The following is a 19362-nucleotide window of genomic DNA, read 5'->3' as shown; positions in this document are numbered from 1 at the left end:
GAGCAGGAATAAATTAGACATCAAGCGCCTCTCGGACCGAGGACCTTTCTCAGGAACACACCGGGGCCCTTTTGCGGCTCTCTCCTGGGCGCAGGCCCTTTCACTCCCTGTTCGGTCATCACTATAGGGGTGCTCACGCCGCCATGCCGCGACCTTCTGGGTCTTATGTTAACCACAATGGGCCTCTCGATCTCGTTGCTCACTATCATCGCTGTCCCTGGAGGAAGCCTCTTGATCTCCTCCTCGAGCTCGGAGCTCATCCCCTCCAGCCCCTTCGAGAGGGCTTTGAGATCATTCGGATTAGTCACACGCATTATTATCTGGGTGTTGCACTGGGACAGAACATTCTTATCGACCCTTGCAGGCCTCTGGCTTATTATCATCAGACCCATGCCAAACTTGCGCCCCTCTGCAGCGATCGTTCTTATTATAGATGTTGACGCTGCCTTGCCCGTTCCCCTCTCGGGTATGTAGTTGTGTGCCTCCTCTATGACGACCATCCCGGGGCAGACCCTTCCAAGCTTCCGTGCCTCGAATAAATCTGTGAGAAGCTTTGCAACTATCATCGGCTGCATCTCCTGTGGGACCCCGGTCATGTCGATCACAGACGCATGGCCCCGCTGGAGCAGCTCCTCAGGCCTCGTCGGCTCCCCTGAGAAGATCCCCATCTCGAGGAGCTGCTCGAGCTGCCCGATAAGCGTCCACTTCGATTTGGAGCTGGACCGTTCGACCTGTCTCAGTATGTCCTCGAGATCGTAGCTCTCCCTCTCAGCCTTCAGAGCCGCTATCGCCTCGTAGAGAAGCGCCACAGAGCCGTTCGTCGGGTCATCTGGAAGCATCCTGGAGATATCTCTGGCAGAGAGGTTCAGTCCGTCGAACCTGAACGGCCTGTCAGCCCTCGGGTTTACTGCGAGATTCGCTGGAGTGTATACAGTTATGTTGTAGCCCTTTGGCTTCACCCCGAACCTGCTGAAGTCCCCCTCCCTGTTCGGGTACCTCATCGAGCCGTACTCGCCGTGCGTGTCTATCACGAGAAGCGCCACACCCTTATCGAGCAGCTCCTCCAGGATCACCGCAGCGGTGTACGATTTGCCGCTGCCGGTCTTGGCCAGAACACTGCAGTGCTTCTGCACAAGAGTGTTGGCATCCAGCTCCACCCTCAGATCGTGGCCTTTCAGGATGCCTATGTACATATCGCCTTTGGAGAGACCAAGTGCAGCAGCTATCATCTTCTCATCGGCTGCAAAAACCTCCTCACCAGGCCTGGGTGGCGTTGCGGGCGATCTTATGCGACCGTCCGAGGGCACACCTATAACACGCGCATCCGCAACAACCCACTCCCTGCATGTCTGTGTGCAGCCCCTCTCCATGTGGGCGATGCTGTACGCGGTGTTCGATCTCCTTATCTCCTCGACCTGAGCGAGTATCCAGCTCTTGCCCTCCCCCCTCACCTTCACGTAGTCGCCCCTGCCCACAGCGCCGTGAATCATGAATTTGAACTGCAGTGGGCTTGTCTCACCCACTATCACACCAACAGAACCTCGCAAGAATCATCACCGCTGCTCAGCTACTCCCTCTGATCAATTTGTGCTCCACCTTAATTATATTTTCTCTCTAAGGAGATCAGGCGGTGGAGGTCAGCTCCCTGAGCTTCCTTATCGACTCCATCGCCTTGGCAGACTCCTTCAGCTTCTGATCCTCGAAATGCTTTATGATCTCGTCTATCGAGACCTTAAGGGCGTACACCTTCATGGGCCTGCCCTTGCCCTCGCCCTTGACATCGCGCTCCTCGATCCAGCCGTTCTGTCTGAGGAACCTCATCCCTATGCTGACCTCCGGCTGCCTCAGCCCTGTGCCCATCTCAATCTCCCTCGAGGAGACCTCCTTTGCGTTTGAGAGATATGTGACCAGAGCTGCGACATTCCTCTGCACTCCGAGGCTTCTGAGCGCTTCGATGAACTCCAGATCCCGATCGTCCAGCACCTTTACAGTGTAATCCTTCATCCACGACCACCATTAACCAAAGAGCTTTTACATATAATGGAAATAACGTAATCATATAAATAATTTGTTTTGAAACTTGTAGATATTTATAGAAAGTGTGCATCTGAGTGTCACTGATGCATGATCATCTGGCGAATTGAGATGCTCATCTGCAGCAGCTCGTAACTTCGAGTACGCAACTGCTCAGGCCTGAAGGCCAGGGCTTGTAACTGCTTCCACGCTAGCAGAAGCATACCGGATAACCGGATCTGTGAAACCTTCGACTTTGTCGAAGCGCAGGCAGCTCTTCCCCATCAGGGAAGGAAGTCACATCGAGCCTTTCTCAAAAACAGCCGTCAAGTGGAGGTTCTGGAAAAACGCACATGACGCAAGATCACCCATGTGAATGAAAAGTGGTCTGCATTCAATAACCATTTTCGTACCAACCGGAGACGCTGCCCCATAGCAGCATTTGCTGATGCAGTTTTGAGACGGGCTCATCAAAAGTCAGCATGCTGCCGCTCCACGGCATGTGCCTCCATCATCCTGGTGCAAATGGATGCGCATTCCACAAGCGAGGCTGTGTACCGATGCGCTGGTTCTCTTAGAACCTCGCCCGACGGTCCCTCCTCAACTATGCTGCCTCTGAGCATGACCGCGACCCTGTCGCTCACCTTTCTCGCCAGGGCGATGTCGTGCGTTATGAAAATGATCGATAGACCCATACGCTCCTGCAGGTTCATGAGCAGCTTCAGGATCTTCGCCTGGACGCTCGGATCCAGCGCTGATGTGGGCTCATCAGCAATGAGGAGCTTTGGATGCATGACCAGAGCCCGCGCAATGGCGACACGCTGCGCCTCGCCACCGCTGAGCTGGTGCGGATACCTCCTGAGAAACTCAGGATCTGTGGGCAGCTCGGCGCTCTCCAGAGCCCTCATCGCTCTTGTGATCCTCTCCTCCTCGCTTCCGATCTTCTGCACGTCCAGGGGCTCCCTCACAGCCTGAAGCACGTTCAGCCTGTGGCTTATCGACTCCTTCGGGTTCTGGAATACCATCTGCACGCGCCTGTAAAATCCAGCGTCCCATCTTGCCCTCTGGCCCTCAAGAAGTATCTCTCCAGAGTCGGGCTCGACGAGACCCATGATGATCTTTGCAAGCGTGGTCTTTCCGGATCCGCTCTCGCCCACAAGCGCGATCGTCTCGCCCTCGTAGAGCGTGAGGCTGACATGCGATACCGCGGGAAAACCGTTGAAACTCCTGCTCACATCCCTGATCTCCAGCAGCGGGACTATGCCACCCCTGTGGCACGCGATCAGCCTGCCGTTCAATTCCGCGGGTCTCGGTATTTCCACCTCACATATCTCTATCCTCTGAGTGCAGCGCGGGTGAAATGGACATCCACCGATCCCAGGGATGGTCCTCCCCGGAATCCCCTGGAGGTCCTTTGTTGTTCTCATGCTCGGAAATGATCGCAGAAGACCTCTGGTGTACGGATGTCTAGGGTTTCTTATCAGATCTCCCGTCCTGCCCATCTCCATGATCACGCCGGAGTAGAGCACTGCCATCTTTTTGGATAGCGACGATGCGAGCGATATGTCGTGTGTGATTATTATAGAAATGCGATCTGAGGTTGCGGATCTGAGAAGCTCCACGATATCAGCCTTCGTGAGCGCATCAAGAGAAGCTGTCGGCTCATCTAGGATCAGAAGATCCGGGTCGTTGGCAAGAGCCATGGCGATGAGAACCCTCTGCCTCTCCCCTCCGCTGAGCTGATGAGGATAAAGCCTGTACCTCATCTCGTCTAGGCCGACTGCGGTGAGCAGTGCGCGTGCCCTCTCCCTCACACGCGTCCTGCTCCATTTATTGTGAGCCGATATCGCTTCGGAGACCTGCTCCTCTGCGGTGTAAACCGGATCGAGCGCATCCTCGACGTTCTGGAATACCATTGCCATCCTGTCCCCACGCAGACGCCTCATCTCACCCTCTGAGAGCTCGAGGAGGTTCATACCATCGAAGACCATATCGCCGTCGAGCCGGGCGCCGGTGAGCCGCATTATCGCCAGCCCCAGCGTTGTCTTGCCCGCTCCGGACTCTCCGACGACCGCCAGGGAGTCGCCCTTTTCAAGCCTGAGATCTATGCCTCTCAGGACCTCATGCTCTCCATACCGCGCTCTGAGTCCAGATATCTCCAGCATCAGACATCCTCCTGCAGCCTCGGATCCATCGCCCTCTCGAGTGATGCGGCGATCAGGCTCAAACCTACAAGCGTTAACGAGAGCAGAGCACCCGCTGGAATCAGCCACCACTTCCATACATCCAGATACGTGAATGACATCGCCTGCTTCATCATCCTGCCCCAGCTCACCACCATCGGGTCTGAGACACCAAGAAATGCCAGGCCAGCCTCCATGAGAACAGCGCGCCTGGCATCCTGTATCATTATTGCCACGAGGACCGGCCCCAGGTCAGGGAGGATGTGTCTCCAGAGAAGGTATCTCCGGGAGGCGCCGAAGGTGCGGGCAGCCATGACATGCAGCCTCTCCCGGAGCGATAGCGTCTGCGATCTAACGATCCTCGCACCGCCCGGCCAGCTGAAGAGAGAAATCAGGATTATAAGCAGCCACAGATTCGGGCGGATATAGGCTGCCACAAGTATCATCACGACCACTGAGGGTAAAGACATCACAGCATCCACAGCCCTCATGCAGACCCTGTCGTATGTGCCGCCGAGCATCGCTGCGCTTCCCCCCATGATCACGCTTATCACCACTGAGAGGAGTGACACCCCCAATGCGATTATCAGCGATGTCCTCGCTCCATGTATCAGCTTGGCCGCGATATCCTGACCGAGATCGTCTGTGCCGAGCAGATGCTCCTCCGACGGCGGGCTGAAGACCGGCCCGATATCCCTGTATGATGGAGCTATGATAGGAGCGGATAACGCAAGGCCTGCGATTACCGCAACTATCACCATCCCGAATACTCCAGCAGAGCTGGATCTCATCTCATTCCAGAGATCAACGTGCATATCTCACCCTCGGATCCAGGCGGACGTAGGTCATATCCACCAGAAAGTTCGTCACCAGTACGGTTACCGTGACGATCAGCAGCACCCCCTGTATGAGCGGGTAGTCCCGGGCGCTGAGCGCGGTGTTGAGCAGCGTTCCAACGCCGGGGTAAGAGAAGACTATCTCCAGGAAGAGGGCACCTGTTATCATGTTCGGCACGCGCATTCCCATCGCTGTCACGACAGGCAGAAGCGAGTTCCTGCCGGCATGTCTGTATCTTATCGCCCCCTCCTTCAAACCCGTCGCCTTCGCCGTCATTATGAACCTGGCCCTGAGCGTTGTTAGCATGGCATTTCTTGTGAGCAGGTATGTGGGGGCGAGCTGTACGAGCACAAGAGAAATCAGAGGGAGAACAAGGTGATGGGCGAGATCCAGAACCAGATCAATCCCATCATGCCCGGCGTATGGACTCATCGCCCCTCCCAGAGGGGCCCATCCCAGAGTCACGCCGAAGAGCAGCAGGAGAACTATTCCGATGAAGAAGTCGGGCATGCCTCCCAGGAACATCATTCCTGAAAGCATGCAACCATCCAGCTTCGAGCCCCTTCTGTAGCCGGACTCTATGCCCAGAACCACTCCTATGCACGATGAGATGATGAACGCAAGACCTGTCAGGAGCAGAGTCCATGGGAGGAAGCTTATTATCACATCCGAGACACCGGTTCTGTAGTAGTAGGAGTATCCGAGATCACCCCTGAGCAGTGCAACAATGTATGTGAGCAGCTGTGCGTGCCATGGCTGGTCGAGGGCGAATCTCTTTATTATTTCAGCCTCCATCTCCGGGGTCATTGCTATCAGCGCCTCCTCCCCGTAGATGGCATGCAGCGGATCGCCAGGCATCATTCTGGGAAGCACAAAGTTGAGGATGAGTATGAGCAGAAATGATACGGCGTAATTGGATAGCCAGATGTGATCTATCTTGATGATGCAATCATATTTTTTTAGCGAAATGGGCATATGAACAGCCAAACTACAACCACCTGATATAACTTAATTTTATGATTGTTAGATAATTTAAATGTATTATTACTATAATTAATATGTCACTCGTTTGATGTTACAAGTATGAAATGAGTTACATGATTTATTAATTTTTTGGATAAAACTGCTCACAACGCGGGGTCACCCATGTGGATGAAATGGTATGGCGTCAAAGGGCTGTGTGCTTGAATAGCTGAAGTGGCTTTCAGGAATCAGAGTACACCGGCATAATGCTACATGAAATGAGGAAACATGATCTGAATTCGGTTATACGGGTCCACGACCGCATCAAAGGACATTTTCGTACCAAACACTCATGACCTGAGAGGAGTGCACATCTCCCAACCCACCTGGAGGAAAGTGTTTTATCTGGAGATTACCTCAGCTCCCGCGAATGAGCTCAGGGATCAAGCATCATGTCCACAGGCTTCTTGAGCCCGGGGACGATGAGGGGAGATGGTTCGACGTCTTCATAATATGTCTCATAGTCCTAAACGTTACGGCAGTGGTGCTTGAGACCGTCTGGTGGATAAACGCGCGCTTTGCGCATCTCTTCGATCTCTTCGAGATGTTCTCTGTTGCCGTTTTCACCGTAGAATACATTCTCCGGGTCTGGTCGTGCACAGTCGATCCCCGCTTCAGCGACCCCATACGGGGAAGATTCAGGTTCATGAGAACGCCGCTTGCGGTTGCTGACCTGCTTGCGTTTTTGCCATTCTATCTGCCATTCGTGTTTCCGGACATGAGGGTTCTCAGAGTGGTACGCCTCTTCCGGCTGCTCAGGATCATGAAGCTCGTGAGATACACAGAGTCGATCGATCTATTCGAGGATGTCATCAGGATGAAGAAGGATGAGCTTGTACTGGTCTTTGTCTCGCTGCTGATACTTCTCCTGGTCTCATCCACGCTTATGTACGAGGTGGAGCATGATGCACAGCCCGATAAGTTCTCATCGATACCCGCAGCCATGTGGTGGGGTCTGGTGACTCTGGCAACCGTAGGCTACGGCGATGTGTACCCTGTAACGCCCGCTGGCAAGCTCATAGGCTCTGTGGTAGTTATGCTTGGAATAGGTCTCTTCGCTCTGCCAGCTGGCATAATCGCATCCGGCTTCAGCGAGGCCCTTCAGAGGAGAAGGGAGAGCCACGAGATGGTGTGTCCTCACTGTGGAAAGCCGATAAAGAGGAGATGATATCTATTGCTCCGCCAAGGCACCTTTGTGGAGGCCCGAAATTATTTCGCGTTTCATATAACTCCGGCATCGTAGTCCGGAATATGAAGCCGACCCGGGAGAAGGTTCGCTTTACTGTTATGGGCTTGAATGATGCTCTGTGCTACAGCGAGCTGGCAGGTCAATATAAATACCTCTTGGATGTGATGACCTTGAATCCTGCACAAAGTTCGACTGGCTGAAGGAGCATGGATCGATGCTGAAGGCTGCACTGACGGAGAGCAGGGGCAGATCAAAGGAGGATTATGCTCTTGCAATGGCGAGCAGGATGGAAATGTAACTCGTGATATCCGCCAAACTCAGGCGCGCCTCGAAGCACCACCTCCATCACCTCATGTACTTTCTCGCGAACGTCGTATGAACGCGGCCCACATGAATGTACCGAATATGGCCTGAGCGCCCGCTAACCATTGGCTTCAACCAAACGGCCGATATCTCCTATCCTGGCGTTGCAGAAGTAACTATGCTGAAGTAGAGAAATTCCCGGAAAGAAGTAACATTTGTCGCTCTTATCCATCTGATAACTCGCCTGTAGCGGCACCGGTCCTGCTACGCGCTCCTATAGAATGAGGGCTTTCGGCAACCTGCCTCTCGACCCCTAAGTTGCTGAATAGATGAGTGTATTAAACAATAGGGGTATCATTGATGAGCCATATCGATCTGGTCTGGCTCATTTAGTCGAACCGTAGGAGAGGCAAGCGCTGGTAACTTCAAAGCAATCGAATTCGCCTCTTTTTGCAAGGTTACCGACCCGCCGAATTCGCAGGGATCTGTCATCTTCTTTATATAATTTCCTGCACATCAAAAAGGTGAACCTTTGTTTTTGCGGATCTCAGACAGCGAGCATCCTCTCTATCGCACGTCTCGCCCTGACCGCTGTGCTCTGTGGGACCTCGACTCGGGGGGAAAGCGTCTCCAGAGCTCTCAGGACCTTCTTCAGCGATGTCTTCTTCATGTCCTCGCATACAGCACCTGTGCTGAGCGGGTAGAACCTCTTCCGCGGGTTCTCAGCGCAGAGCCTGTGGAGGATACCGATCTCAGTCCCTATTATGAACTCGTCCGCGCCGCTGGCTCTCGCATGCTTCAGCATACCTGAGGTGCTGTACACGCCATCTGCCAGCTCTATGACCTCAGGCCTGCACTCGGGATGGACGAGAAGCTCAGCATCAGGATGCTTTCTCCTGGCCTCCAGGACGTCTGATGCGTTGTATCTGTCGTGGACGTAGCAGTAACCGTTCCAGGGGATTATCCTTTTATCAGTGTGCCTGGCGATGTAAGCTGCGAGGTTCCTGTCCGGTATGAACAGGATCTCATCAGCATCCAGGGCGTTGACGACCTGCACACCATTCGCGGATGTGCAGCATATATCGCTTTCAGCCTTGACCTCGGCTGAGGAATTGACGTAGCAGACCACCGCAGCATCAGGATACCTCTCTCTCAGCGACCTCACATCCTGGGGCGAGATCATCTGCGCCATCGGGCAGCAGGCGCTCCTGTCCGGATGTACGACGATCTTCTCAGGAGAGAGTATGGCTGCTGTCTGCGCCATGAAGTCCACGCCGCAGAAGACGAGAACTTTGCAGTCGATTGTGGCTGCTGCCCTGCTCAGCTCCAGGGAGTCGCCGGTGAGATCGGCGATGTCCTGCACGTCCGCTGGCTGGTAGTTATGCGCGAGTATGATGGCATTTCTCTCAGACTTCAGCCTCAGTATCTCCTTCTCAAGCATAATAGTCCGGATCTGGTGATAGGTCATTGTTTAAAAAGGCTGCTGTCAGCCACATGCCGTACATCTCGATGCTTCCATGATAGTTGCGCTGCGTATTACTCGAATCGGACCTGTCCGAATAAGATAAAAAACAGAACTGAGTATAAAATTAGCTCACTGAAATTTAGAGAGGTGATGCCGGATGACATCCAGCACTCTGATTTCTGCGTTATCCAGCTTACCTCTCTTCAGCAGAAATAAGGTGCCTTTAGAAGTTAAGCTTTTCGCGATAGCTACCTACGTGGTCTCATCCAGCGTTAGGAGGACGGCAGCAGTTCTTGGTGTGGGTAAGTCAAGTGTGCATTACTGGATCACACGATTCAAGGAGTCCCTGGATTACAAACCTGAGAATGTAAAGTCGCTTGGCATAGTGGGACTCGGTGTGGATAAAACAATTCTGAAATATAATGATAATAAATGCTATCTTTTTGTTGCAATTGATCTGCTATGTTTGATAAGTAGCTTTATATTCATATATTTTATTATTCTTTCAAGAATCTTCGTCATAATGTTGTACGCTTAAAATTATAGTATAAAATATGAACAGCCTGCGTACTTCGCGAAGAAAGTCTTTATGGAAGGAGATCCTCACGGATCTATGATAGTTGTGACAAACTCGCGCCTTCCGCCAGGTCTGCCGTCATGATGTCCATCGTGCCGGCCGTCATGCCATGTGTGCCCTGTTGACCTCCACTCCCATGTGTACTTGTAGGTCCATCGTATCGGCTCATACACTATTGGCCTGTAGTAGTACCTGACCGGAAGCGTGTAATAGTATGTTGTGAACGTGTAGCCTCCGTACCACCACGGCCAGTCCTCGCGGACGTAGTACCAGACGTAGTTGCTCCTGTAGACGCCATCAATCACGTACCATACCTTGTAGACGCCGGGGAACGGCCCGTAGAACCATGCCCAGTATCTGTGGTATGGGCGCACGCGACCCAGATGCTGTGTGACTATCTGGCCGGTCGGGTACTCGTAGTATATGACCAGGTCACCACCTACCGATGGCACTATCTCCTGGTTCGCCCAGCTCTTTGGCGGCACGTTCAGGCTGACCGTGTGCTCATAATTCAAACCATCAACTATCCACAGCCCGTTTCCCTCTGGCACGCTGCTCAGGACAGATGGGTCATCCACAGCGCCCTGATCAACCAGGCTGCCGGCATCTGCAGGCTCCTCATTTGTGAAATATGCGCTATCAGGCGGCGGCTGGTAATAGTCAGCCGGCTGATCCGGATACTCTGTTGGGTAAAGAGCATCATAATCCTCTGGGTTCATCGCAGCAGAAAGGCCTGCGACGATCACCAGTCCGATGATCAGTTCTTTAAGCATCATACATGCAGAGAGGGTGCGCCAGGGAATAAAAGGTTGATTTTTATATGTGAGTCAGATAAGATCTAGAAGCGATCTACAGATGATCTAGGTGATGAGCAGCATCGCTGCATGCGGAAATCCAGGAAACACCGCGATCCACACGGAGATCATCATCGAGATACCGATTCTGTATCAATAGGGAACCATACAACCTCGCGGAAATCGTGATCTTTTATCTGACGCAGTACCGCATAGATTCAGCGGGTCGAGGGCTTATGGTCTCAATGTAAGTACAAAATCTGCACCCGACAGGTTTCATGCTGCCGATGCATACCGGATTTCTGTGTCCCAATTGTCACGGCTCTATTCTGCTGTTCCTGAGTTCCTCGAGGGCGTTTTTGTCCATTCGTATCTCGCTTATCTCCACAGCGCCCAGCGTGCAGATGAGCTTCGAGAGGGACTCTGAGACCGAGATGCCGAGATCCGCATACCGGCTTGATATCACGAGAGACAGGGCCCAGGCTGTGTTATATGCAGACCACATCGCGTAGATGAGATGAACAACAAGCTCATCCACGCCGCCCTCTATCCACGGGCCCTCTGCGGTCGGCCAGATTATTCTCGAGCGCATGACGGTGGGATCCTCGATCTCCACCTCGAATACTATCATTCCATCCAAACTTCCATCCCCGGGATGCACAGACACGCTTCACCCCCAGAAAGAGACCGGTCCGGAGCACCCCATGATATTTAAGGTCTCATCGAATTTAACCCTTGGGGATGGTCATGTCGGTGATCTCTGGAAGGGATGCTCTGAGCTACCTGGAGTCGTTTGCAGACAGAGAGATCCAGGAGCAGATATGTGGTATTGATCTCACTGCCAGAAGCATCGAGAGGTTTGTGTCGTCGGGATCAATCGACCTCGACAACAGCGAGCGCAGGGTCGCAGAGACCGAGGTCGTTCAGTATGATGAAGATGGATGGGCGTTCCTGGAGCAGGGCGCTTATCTGGTGACGTTCAACGAGATCGTCAGGATGCCCATGGATATGATGGCTTTCGCGCTTCCCAGATCAAGCCTTCTTAGATGCGGGGCGAGTCTCTCCGCTGCGGTTTGGGATCCCGGGTACAATGGTAGATCCCAGTCGCTTCTCGTGGTTCACAACCCGCATGGTATACGCATCAAAAAGAACGCAAGGCTCATGCAGCTCGTCTTCATCACCATGAAGGGCGCTGCGGAGAGAGCCTACAGCGGAGCCTACCAGGGGGAGAACATCTAGACTATCCTTGCAGTGCTGATAATCCGTGATGTGGTGTTGCTGTCCAGCATGGATAACAGCATTATGTAGCTCTCATCTCCCGCGTGCCATACCGCAAGGTATCCATCGCTGCCCGCAAGGGTACCTGAGGTGAATGTCATGTTATGCACGATCACAGGCGCTCCGTAGTAGCTGGAAGCGGTCCAGTTTCCGGTCTCGTATCCCTCCTTTGTGGCCTCGACCATCAGCGCCACCGACATTATATCCAGGAATGATTCCTTGCTCAACATCTTCAGGATCTCATCGTATGGCGTGAACACCACCGCATCTGCTTTACCGGCCTCACCGCTTATCGTGAAGTTCTCCATGAAGATACCAGAGGATGTATCGATGTCGCCCGCATTAATGTAGTAACCCTCTCCAAGATCGACTACAAGGGTCCTCTCGCATGGTGTGATCACCTTCGCGTCAAGGGCAGCCGAGCATCCAAGCAGTGCAAAAATCGCCACTAATATGGCCAATCTATTCACAATCTCACCAGCCTAGTCTCAAATACATGTTCCGAATAAGGCGAAGATCCGCCTGTATTCGGAGCGAAACTGATCTTTTAAAGATACTTATGGGCGATGATGCAGGAAGCAAATCCCTTTCTGCTGAGATAGTCTCTGGTTACCATTCCCACTTTGCATCTGTTATTCCCAGCGCCTTGAACTTCTCCTTCAGCTTCTTGCCCTCTTCCTCGGTACTAAATGTCTGCTCTACCTTTTTCCCACTTTTATCTGTATATGTTACTTTCAATGATATCCCCCACGTTAATCTCACCCTCATCACTTAATAAATTTGTGCTAAGATTCTATCTCGGGCCCTGGTCTTGAATAACTTAACGCTCTTGTGTGTTCAGCAACTTAGAGGTCAAGCAGCAGGTTGTTGTAGGCACATGTTCGTCATCCAAGAACGCATAGCTGGGCCGGTGCCTCTTCTGGCAAGTCATCATATGGATAAGAGCGTAACTTAAAAGTTGTCAGAAATCAGCGTGTACTGGCATGATGCGACATAGATCCCACAAGGAGGCATGCGTCTGAACTTGTAATACCAGCAGAAACCAGCGCCAAACGCCAAAAATACCCCGATGAAGATTGATTTCTCCAGCTATGGCTCAGCACAGCCTGTACCTCTGCCCCCTCGCCGGGATGACGACCTCTGAGCCGAACTCGGTTCCTATCGCCTCTGCAAGTGCTCTGGTTGCTCGATGCTCTCCATGGTTGAGGAAGATCTTGTCCGGGAACTGCCTGAACGAGCGCAGCCAGCTCAAGATCTCATTTCGGCCGGCATGAGCTGAAAATGCATCAAGTGACTTGATCTGGGCCTTAACATCCAGATCTTTATCCATTATTCGAATCTTTCTTGCCCCGTCCAGTAGCTTTCTACCTATCGTTCCATCCGCCTGATAACCCACAAAGAGTATCGTGGAGTCCTTATGCTCCAGATTCTTTATCAGATGATGCAGAACCCGGCCGCCGGTGCACATTCCGCTCGCTGAGATTATGATGCGAGGCCCTTTGTGATCGTATATGGCCTTGGACTCATCCCGCGACCTTGTATACCGGATTCCAGGAAACTCAAGCGGGCTGTCTCCACTTCTCAACAGAGAGAGCGTCTCCTCATCAAAGCATTCTGGGTGACGAGCGTAGATCTCGGTCGCAGAGATCGCCATCGGACTGTCAACGAAGCAGCTCACCCCATTTAGCATTCCCCTTTCAGCATATGGATTCAGCTCGTACAGTATCTCCTGCGTCCTCCCGACGGCAAAGGCTGGAATCACGACATTTCCGCCTCGGTCCAGCGTCTCAAGAATGATATCCAGCAGCATCTTGCCTCTCTCGGCGATATCCCCATGATCCATATCGCCATAGGTGGATTCAAGCACCAGCCAGTCTGCCCCATCAATCTTTTCAGGATCGCGAAGAAATGGAGCACCTGGCCGTCCGAGATCGCCACTGAAGACCAGCCTCTTCTTGCCGAATGATAACTCGATAATCGCCGATCCCAGGATGTGACCAGCGTCCCTGAATCTGATCGAAAACCGACCCAGGTCGTGCTCTTTATCATATCTAATCGCTGTGAAGTGCTTCATGGCCGCTAAAACGTCCTTCTCCTCGTAAAGTGGTCGGTCGAATGGGTTGCGTCGCTGATCACTGTGTTGGATCTCATGCTCTGCTGCTTCCATCATAAGGTGTGCAGAGTCCTTGAGCATGATCTCGCAGAGGTCTACCGTAGCGGCGGTTGAGATGATCTTACCTGAGAAGCCCCTTTTGATCAATAGCGGCACGCGTCCGCTGTGATCGATATGTGCATGCGTGAGCAGTAGCACTCGCATCGAGCGCGGATCATGACCGAGATCTGCCTGGTCCCTGGATGCCTCATTGCCCTGAAAGAGACCCGCATCAATTCCGATTCGCATGCCGTCGGCATCCAGAACCATGTGCGAACCTGTAACACCACCCGCTGCACCGTGGAACTCTAGATTCATCTTTTTGAGATTGTTTCTATCTTGAGATTAAGCTTTCGGCACCGGCATATTTTATTTTTTATATGCACTCGTTGTTACAGCATTTGCTGCACAATATGACGAACCGCCGCCATGGATGGTGCTCGTCCAGGACGGCACAGAAGCCACCTGGCACCATAACCCTGTAATGTTACTGATCCACCGAATTGCAGAGATGTGCCTTTTTTGGCCTGCTCTGCCTGAGGCAAAATATGTTCCAGCCAGCGAGTCTGTTGGAGGTGCTCGCACCTGGCGAGAGAAAGCTTAAATTTGTATTAGCGCCAGCAGGTCTAGCAGGAGGAGTTCTCTATGGCAGACTGTGATCTCTGTACTGTGGCAAAGCCGACTCTGATACCGATAAAGGTCAAGGTGCACACGCTTGCTAATCCCGAGGGCGCATACAAGGGCGTTTGTGAGAGCTGTCTCGAGGCGCTCAACGCTGCGTGGATGGAGCGGTTCGGTCCCAAGGAGAACAAGAAGTAAGAGCTGCGGGGGGCAGTGGGCATCTGGCTTCAGAGGGAGGAGAAGATAGCGGTAGTCCTGCTTCTGATGGCCCTCTCCTCTCTGGCAGTCGCTTACTGGGCATTTGGAGCCTCTGGATCCGATGACGAGATCTCTCTGAGCGGAAGTATTGTCAGCATCAGAGAGACCCGCACCGGCGGCCATCTCATAATCACGCTGGACTCAACCCCGATGCAGATCTTCCTCCCCGCGAGGGTTGCAGAGAGGGTCAGAGGGAGCCTTTCACCGGGTGATCGCATCGAGGTCAGAGGACGCATCTCAGAGTACATGGGCAGAAGCGAGATAGAGGTGCGCAGGCCCTCGGATATAGCAAAGCTGTAATCACAGGAGCTAAGAAGAGCCCTGATGGATCGAAGAGTCGGTGAAATCAAAGATCGGGGTTCTCAGCCATTAAGTTTTGAGCACAGTAGGGATCTGTTCCATGAGAATCGTGCTCGTAAAGCCGGGCTCTCTCAAGAGGGACGAGGCCGGAAACATCCTTTACGCAAGCTCGTCCGTGACGCTGATCATCTCAGACAGGATTCTGGTGGTGGATACAGGATCCGCTGATGAGAAGGATATTGTTTTTGATGGCCTGAGAAGAGCAGGGGCATCGCCAGACGACATAGAGATCGTGGTTAACACGCATCTCCATGAGGATCATACGGGCTGCAACGGTATCTTCCGCAGCGCAGATGTGCTCTCCTACCATACAGGTCTCCGCGAGGGCTGCGTTCTGGCGCGGGGCGTGAGGGTCATCGAAACACCCGGTCACACCCTGGACAGCATATCTGTTCTTTGCAGCGGTGAGATAGTAATCGCCGGCGATGCTCTGCCAACCGCTGACAACCACATCAAGGATCTTCCGCCGAGGCTACATGTGGACAGGGCTCTCGCCATGAAGAGCATGCACAGGATCGCCGGCATCGCCAGGATTGTGATTCCAGGCCATGGAAAGCCATTCTCGATCCCTGGCGGCCGCGACGTTGAACTCGCATGATCTGATCCTGACGATCGCAATGCGGATGCTCAGGTGCATGGATGCTCTGCATCTCTCACCATGGTCTGGCCACGCGCCTGAACTTCCAGAGCCTGTCTAGCTTTGCGGTCGCATCGACCCCTACCTTTGTCGTTATCCCATCCACAGATCTCGGATCCAGCGTGCTTCCCCTCACATTCGGATACACGTAGATGTCCTGATCGCCGCGAACCCTGGTGGCGATCGCGTACTCCAGATCCCTCGGATCGTGGATATCAATATCCGTGTCGACAACAAGCACATGCTTCAGGCTCCCGTGAGCTGCCATCGCAGCCTTTATTGCCTTCAGGCCATCTCCCTCGTCCCTCTTATCTATCTGAACAACCGCGTGGAAGTACGTGCACCCGCCCTCTGTCAGAAGCACGTTCTTGACACTCACGACCTTTGATGCCTCTCTGTATATCAGCGGCTCGTAGGGCACGCCCATCAGCATCCTGTGCTCCCCGCCTGCTGGAAGAAGCGCGTGATAGATCGCGTCATCCCTCATCATCATCCTCGTGATCTCTATGACGGGCTCCTCCCTCACAAGATCCATCGTGCCGGTGATGTCCACAAACGGCCCCTCCGGAGCCCTCTTCTCCGTCAGGTAACCCTCCAGAACGATCTCTGCATGCGGGACCGGAACGCCGTTGCCGAGGGTCACGACCTCAACCACATCCCCTCTGAGAGCGGATGCGTACTCGAACTCCTTGCTCTCAGGCACCCTTGTTGAGGCTGCTATTAGGACCACGGGATCAACGCCGATTGCGATCGCCACCGGCAGCCTCCTGCCTGCCTCGATTGCTCTGGAGTACATCTGGTGCGTGTGCCTTCCCGGGACAAGCCTGGCAGCCAGCCTTCTCTCATCCAAAACCATCAGCCTGTGAACGCATGCGTTGATCCTCTCATCCAGCCTCGACACGACAACGCCCGATGTTATGTACCGCCCGCCGTCCCCCCTGAAGTGTCTCAGCACTGGCAGTTGCGAGAGATCCGGCTCCAGGATGTTCTCCTGGAACTGCGATGAGTTGACCTCTCTGACACGTCCCTCATATCCAACAGCTGATAGATCGCGCGCAAGGTTCCTGGCGTCCATCCTCAGGGCACGGGCGAGAAGCTCCCTGCTCCCAAGTATGTTTATGCAGCACATGTGTCCATCTGCATTGTGGAAGAGCATGGGTCCCCTTCCGGATGCGCGCATTGCCAGCTCATACTCTGTGGATACATGCTCGTGGATCTCCTCCAGAACGCCACCCGAGCGGAGATCCTCCAGGAAAGATCTGAGGCTCATGATCGGTAGTTAAAAGCATGCTTAATATATTCCCGCCCCTCGAACGGGCAGCAGCGTGAACACTGAATTTTATTTTTGTTTAAAGAAACTAATGTTATATTAGTATGAAAATGATATATATTCTGTATTTTTAAATAGATAATGAATTAAATTAAAATCAGTCTTGGAATATAATGATTAGAATCTCTTTCATTCAAAAACTATTTAAAGATATAACTCATTTGATATACTGATGGACCAATTAGTAGTGCTTCATGAGATATTCGAGTCGTTCTCCAGGGGCACCGGCGCCCTTCGCGATATCGAGCCCAGATCTGTCGAGGGCAGGTGCGCCAGTCTTGTTGTGAAGCTCCTGCAGAGCTGTCTCGATGGTGATATCGATGAGGAGGTGTGTCGCGAGCTCTCCGAGTGCCTGAGCAACATCTACGAGCTGAAGAGGCTGGGCGACATATGCCGGCGGGCGGGCATGCCGGAGATCGCGATGAAATGCTACTCGAAGGCCCTCTCCCAGACAGAGGAGCCGCATGTGCGCTCTGTGCTGATGAACAACCTCGGCCAGGTCCATGCGCAGAAGGGCGACCTGGGCAAGGCCATCGTCTACTACAAAAAAGCGCTGGAGGGGTTCGAGTACGCAGGGGATCCGGGCAGCGCTGCCCATGTCATGGGGAACCTCGCATCTGCCTACAGGCGCGCGTACCAGTGGGATCGTGCCGTGGAGTGCTACTTCAAGGGTCTGAAGGGGTTCGAGAAGCTCAACGACAGCTTCGGCGTCGCCCAGATGACCGGATCTCTTGGAAGGGTATACGCGGAGATGGGCGAGAAGGAGCTGGCTGTGCTCTATTACGAGAAGAGCCTGAGGATGTTTGAGCAGCTTGGGGATCGCAGGAGTGCAGCCTGGCTTCTGAGCCGTCTTGGCAGGGTATACGCAGAGAAGGGGAGGTGGGATGACGCGAAGAGATGCTTCGAGAGGAGCCTCTCCATCTTCGAGGACCTCGGCCAGAGCCAGAACGCGGGCATAGTTCTCTCGAATATGGGCCGCTTCTATCTCGATAAGGAGGATCCCGATTCCGCCAGGGATTCTCTGGAGCGTGCGCTGAAGATATTGAGAAAGGAGATGCTTCCCGTATACCCGAACACGGTTGCAGCGCTCGCAGCCGCTTACAGCCTGCTCGCAAGAAGGTACGCGGCTGAAGGGGATGTGAAGCAGTCATCTCAGCTTTATTCAAGAGCATCCGACTGCTTCAGTGAGCTATCTCTCCACCCCAGGATCCTCATCTCCGAGCTGAGGGCGGCTGCAGGTCAGGCGAGGTCTCTCTCTTATCTTGTGAAGCTCCGCGCGGACCCCCGCGAGGACGAGGCCGTCGCCCTGTGCGAGAGAGCCATCTCAGCGCTCGAGAGCACGATCGCCAGCACAGCATCGAAGGAGAGAGAGAAGGTCGCCTCACTTGTCCGTTGCTTGCAGGGGATAAAGGAGCTATGGAGCATAGACCTCTACGCAGCGGAGCCGTGGCGGATACTCGGCATGGTCTCTGTGGCATGCGAGTACCTGATGGGGGGCATTCGGGAGCTTGCCAGGAGTCCTGGATCGTATAAGGAGATGTACGAAGCGCTTGTCGCCATCAACGGAGCGCTGGATGATGAGAAGCAGCGGAGGGACTCCTCCGCGAACCTGAGAAGAGCGGCTGAGCACCTCCGGGCATCGCAGGTGGAGGGCTTCGAGAAGATCGCCGAGACGTTAGAGATGGCTGGAAGATCTGAGCTCGTACAGGGAATGAGCCCATCTGACATACTGAACTACGGTGCTCACAGAAAGGCCCTGCTGAGCATCGGCTGGGCAGCAGCAGAGAGCCTGCTCTCTGAGATCGACAGGACCGGCTGGATATACGCATGGGACGAGTCCATGAACCTCTCAGAAGCCGGACCGGTTGGCAGGACCGAGCGGATAAGGAGAAAGGCGGAGAGCATCGCGGAGATCAGGGAGGTGCCTGTGGTCGAGGTGGGTTCAGCGAATCTCAGGGGATCTGCAGCTGATGTATCTGAGGAGCGGACTGTCGGGAGCACATCCATCGTGCCCGCGCAGACCGTGCTTGTGTCAGCCGCGGCACCATCGCTTCTGGCTCGTACGGAGACCATCCGCCCGGAGATCGCTCTGGAGGGTCCATACGTCATCGAGAGCTTTGCGGATTATGAGCATGATGAAGCATCTTACGATGAGCCGCTGAGATCTGAGAGCTCGGATGCCACAGCCGACGCCGTTTACTCAGGGGCTGCCCCTGTGGCTCACAGAAGCTCTCTGAGGGAGTCGGTCGCCGCAAGGATACTTCTGGGGCTGATCGCACTGGCAGGGACAGCATACGCGATAATGCATGTGATCCTGGGAATCCTGTGATCTTCGCATGTGA

The 19362-nt window shown here is 53.7% G+C and carries 19 protein-coding genes; 7 read left to right on the top strand and 12 right to left on the bottom strand.

All coding sequences use genetic code 11. The features are described 5' to 3' along the window. Window positions 1-20 precede the first annotated feature (20 nt). From QFX31_RS06800 to QFX31_RS06780, 5 genes are all read right to left on the bottom strand, one after another. Complete coding sequence (locus QFX31_RS06800) at window positions 21-1547, bottom strand: DUF87 domain-containing protein (RefSeq protein WP_348531365.1); 1527 nt, start codon at window positions 1545-1547, stop codon at window positions 21-23. Window positions 1548-1623: 76 nt separating this feature from the next. Next, window positions 1624-2004 carry an ArsR family transcriptional regulator gene (locus QFX31_RS06795; RefSeq protein WP_297759930.1) on the bottom strand — a complete coding sequence of 127 codons (381 nt, stop codon included), beginning with the start codon at window positions 2002-2004 and terminating at the stop codon, window positions 1624-1626. A 479-nt stretch (window positions 2005-2483) separates the two neighbouring features. Then, window positions 2484-4178 (bottom strand): ABC transporter ATP-binding protein, encoded by a 1695-nt coding sequence (locus tag QFX31_RS06790; protein WP_348531364.1) that lies wholly within the window; start codon window positions 4176-4178, stop codon window positions 2484-2486. Continuing rightward, window positions 4178-4987, bottom strand: coding sequence for an ABC transporter permease (locus QFX31_RS06785; protein ID WP_348531363.1), 810 nt, complete (start codon window positions 4985-4987; stop codon window positions 4178-4180). The genes QFX31_RS06790 and QFX31_RS06785 overlap by 1 nt, the downstream gene beginning before the upstream one ends. A gap of 13 nt (window positions 4988-5000) precedes the next feature. Then, the gene (locus QFX31_RS06780) at window positions 5001-6008 is read right to left on the bottom strand and encodes an ABC transporter permease (protein WP_348531362.1); all 1008 of its coding nucleotides are present in this window, start codon (window positions 6006-6008) and stop codon (window positions 5001-5003) included. A 418-nt stretch (window positions 6009-6426) separates the two neighbouring features. Between QFX31_RS06780 and QFX31_RS06775 the strand changes: the two genes are divergently transcribed. Then, window positions 6427-7224, top strand: coding sequence for an ion transporter (locus QFX31_RS06775; protein WP_348531361.1), 798 nt, complete (start codon window positions 6427-6429; stop codon window positions 7222-7224). A gap of 871 nt (window positions 7225-8095) precedes the next feature. On the opposite strand, the gene nadA is transcribed toward QFX31_RS06775, so the two are convergent. Further along, complete coding sequence (gene nadA / locus QFX31_RS06770) at window positions 8096-8989, bottom strand: quinolinate synthase NadA (protein ID WP_348531360.1); 894 nt, start codon at window positions 8987-8989, stop codon at window positions 8096-8098. Window positions 8990-9170: 181 nt separating this feature from the next. Between nadA and QFX31_RS06765 the strand changes: the two genes are divergently transcribed. After that, complete coding sequence (locus QFX31_RS06765) at window positions 9171-9551, top strand: hypothetical protein (protein WP_348531359.1); 381 nt, start codon at window positions 9171-9173, stop codon at window positions 9549-9551. Between the two features lie 65 nt (window positions 9552-9616). Here the strand turns inward: QFX31_RS06765 and QFX31_RS06760 are convergent, their stop codons facing one another. Together QFX31_RS06760 and QFX31_RS06755 are read right to left on the bottom strand one after the other, a co-directional pair. Beyond that, window positions 9617-10366: a hypothetical protein gene (locus tag QFX31_RS06760; protein ID WP_348531358.1), complete on the bottom strand. Its 750-nt coding sequence runs from the start codon at window positions 10364-10366 to the stop codon at window positions 9617-9619. 334 nt (window positions 10367-10700) lie between these two features. After that, the gene (locus QFX31_RS06755; protein ID WP_348531357.1) at window positions 10701-11051 is read right to left on the bottom strand and encodes a hypothetical protein; all 351 of its coding nucleotides are present in this window, start codon (window positions 11049-11051) and stop codon (window positions 10701-10703) included. 74 nt (window positions 11052-11125) lie between these two features. Here QFX31_RS06755 and QFX31_RS06750 point away from each other — a divergent pair, with 74 nt between their 5' ends. Next, entirely contained in the window at window positions 11126-11623 is a 498-nt protein-coding gene (locus QFX31_RS06750; protein ID WP_348531356.1) for a deoxyuridine 5'-triphosphate nucleotidohydrolase, read from the top strand. Here the strand turns inward: QFX31_RS06750 and QFX31_RS06745 are convergent. The 3 genes from QFX31_RS06745 to QFX31_RS06735 all read right to left on the bottom strand — a co-directional run bounded on the left by QFX31_RS06745 (window position 11620) and on the right by QFX31_RS06735 (window position 14132). Next, window positions 11620-12132 carry a hypothetical protein gene (locus tag QFX31_RS06745; RefSeq protein WP_348531355.1) on the bottom strand — a complete coding sequence of 171 codons (513 nt, stop codon included), beginning with the start codon at window positions 12130-12132 and terminating at the stop codon, window positions 11620-11622. The genes QFX31_RS06750 and QFX31_RS06745 overlap by 4 nt on opposite strands. 139 nt (window positions 12133-12271) lie before the next feature. Then, window positions 12272-12430: a hypothetical protein gene (locus QFX31_RS06740; protein WP_348531354.1), complete on the bottom strand. Its 159-nt coding sequence runs from the start codon at window positions 12428-12430 to the stop codon at window positions 12272-12274. Between the two features lie 328 nt (window positions 12431-12758). Next, window positions 12759-14132 (bottom strand): MBL fold metallo-hydrolase, encoded by a 1374-nt coding sequence (locus QFX31_RS06735; RefSeq protein ID WP_348531353.1) that lies wholly within the window; start codon window positions 14130-14132, stop codon window positions 12759-12761. Between the two features lie 327 nt (window positions 14133-14459). Between QFX31_RS06735 and fpoO the strand changes: the two genes are divergently transcribed. The 3 genes from fpoO (at window position 14460) to QFX31_RS06720 (ending at window position 15651) form a co-directional block, all read left to right on the top strand. Beyond that, complete coding sequence (fpoO, locus tag QFX31_RS06730; RefSeq protein ID WP_348531352.1) at window positions 14460-14633, top strand: F420H2 dehydrogenase subunit FpoO; 174 nt, start codon at window positions 14460-14462, stop codon at window positions 14631-14633. Window positions 14634-14648: 15 nt separating this feature from the next. Continuing rightward, window positions 14649-14993: an OB-fold nucleic acid binding domain-containing protein gene (locus QFX31_RS06725; protein ID WP_348531351.1), complete on the top strand. Its 345-nt coding sequence runs from the start codon at window positions 14649-14651 to the stop codon at window positions 14991-14993. Window positions 14994-15093: 100 nt separating this feature from the next. Then, window positions 15094-15651 carry an MBL fold metallo-hydrolase gene (locus tag QFX31_RS06720; RefSeq protein WP_348531350.1) on the top strand — a complete coding sequence of 186 codons (558 nt, stop codon included), beginning with the start codon at window positions 15094-15096 and terminating at the stop codon, window positions 15649-15651. Window positions 15652-15706: 55 nt separating this feature from the next. Here QFX31_RS06720 and QFX31_RS06715 read toward each other — a convergent pair whose 3' ends face one another. Next, window positions 15707-16960, bottom strand: coding sequence for a UbiD family decarboxylase (locus QFX31_RS06715; protein ID WP_348531349.1), 1254 nt, complete (start codon window positions 16958-16960; stop codon window positions 15707-15709). Between the two features lie 232 nt (window positions 16961-17192). Here QFX31_RS06715 and QFX31_RS06710 point away from each other — a divergent pair, with 232 nt between their 5' ends. Further along, entirely contained in the window at window positions 17193-19349 is a 2157-nt protein-coding gene (locus tag QFX31_RS06710) for a tetratricopeptide repeat protein (protein ID WP_348531348.1), read from the top strand. The last annotated feature ends 13 nt before the right edge of the window (window positions 19350-19362 follow it).

Origin of the sequence: Methanothrix sp. (assembly GCF_030055635.1) — an archaeon.
In the GTDB taxonomy this organism is placed as follows: Archaea; Halobacteriota; Methanosarcinia; order Methanotrichales; family Methanotrichaceae; genus Methanothrix_B.
The sequence above is the reverse complement of the archived record's forward strand: the minus strand, read 5'-3'. Positions and strand labels throughout refer to the sequence as shown.

Coding starts and splice junctions, on each gene's coding strand:
- QFX31_RS06765 (WP_348531359.1), top strand. CDS start 9,171: ATGACATCCAGCACTCTGATTTCTGCGTTATCCAGCTTACCTCTCTTC.
- QFX31_RS06715 (WP_348531349.1), bottom strand. CDS start 16,960: ATGAGCCTCAGATCTTTCCTGGAGGATCTCCGCTCGGGTGGCGTTCTG.
- QFX31_RS06735 (WP_348531353.1), bottom strand. CDS start 14,132: ATGAATCTAGAGTTCCACGGTGCAGCGGGTGGTGTTACAGGTTCGCAC.
- fpoO (WP_348531352.1), top strand. CDS start 14,460: ATGGCAGACTGTGATCTCTGTACTGTGGCAAAGCCGACTCTGATACCG.
- QFX31_RS06780 (WP_348531362.1), bottom strand. CDS start 6,008: ATGCCCATTTCGCTAAAAAAATATGATTGCATCATCAAGATAGATCAC.
- QFX31_RS06750 (WP_348531356.1), top strand. CDS start 11,126: ATGGTCATGTCGGTGATCTCTGGAAGGGATGCTCTGAGCTACCTGGAG.
- QFX31_RS06710 (WP_348531348.1), top strand. CDS start 17,193: ATGGACCAATTAGTAGTGCTTCATGAGATATTCGAGTCGTTCTCCAGG.
- QFX31_RS06785 (WP_348531363.1), bottom strand. CDS start 4,987: ATGAGATCCAGCTCTGCTGGAGTATTCGGGATGGTGATAGTTGCGGTA.
- QFX31_RS06775 (WP_348531361.1), top strand. CDS start 6,427: ATGAGCTCAGGGATCAAGCATCATGTCCACAGGCTTCTTGAGCCCGGG.
- QFX31_RS06760 (WP_348531358.1), bottom strand. CDS start 10,366: ATGATGCTTAAAGAACTGATCATCGGACTGGTGATCGTCGCAGGCCTT.
- QFX31_RS06795 (WP_297759930.1), bottom strand. CDS start 2,004: ATGAAGGATTACACTGTAAAGGTGCTGGACGATCGGGATCTGGAGTTC.
- QFX31_RS06740 (WP_348531354.1), bottom strand. CDS start 12,430: ATGAGGGTGAGATTAACGTGGGGGATATCATTGAAAGTAACATATACA.
- nadA (WP_348531360.1), bottom strand. CDS start 8,989: ATGCTTGAGAAGGAGATACTGAGGCTGAAGTCTGAGAGAAATGCCATC.
- QFX31_RS06790 (WP_348531364.1), bottom strand. CDS start 4,178: ATGCTGGAGATATCTGGACTCAGAGCGCGGTATGGAGAGCATGAGGTC.
- QFX31_RS06720 (WP_348531350.1), top strand. CDS start 15,094: ATGAGAATCGTGCTCGTAAAGCCGGGCTCTCTCAAGAGGGACGAGGCC.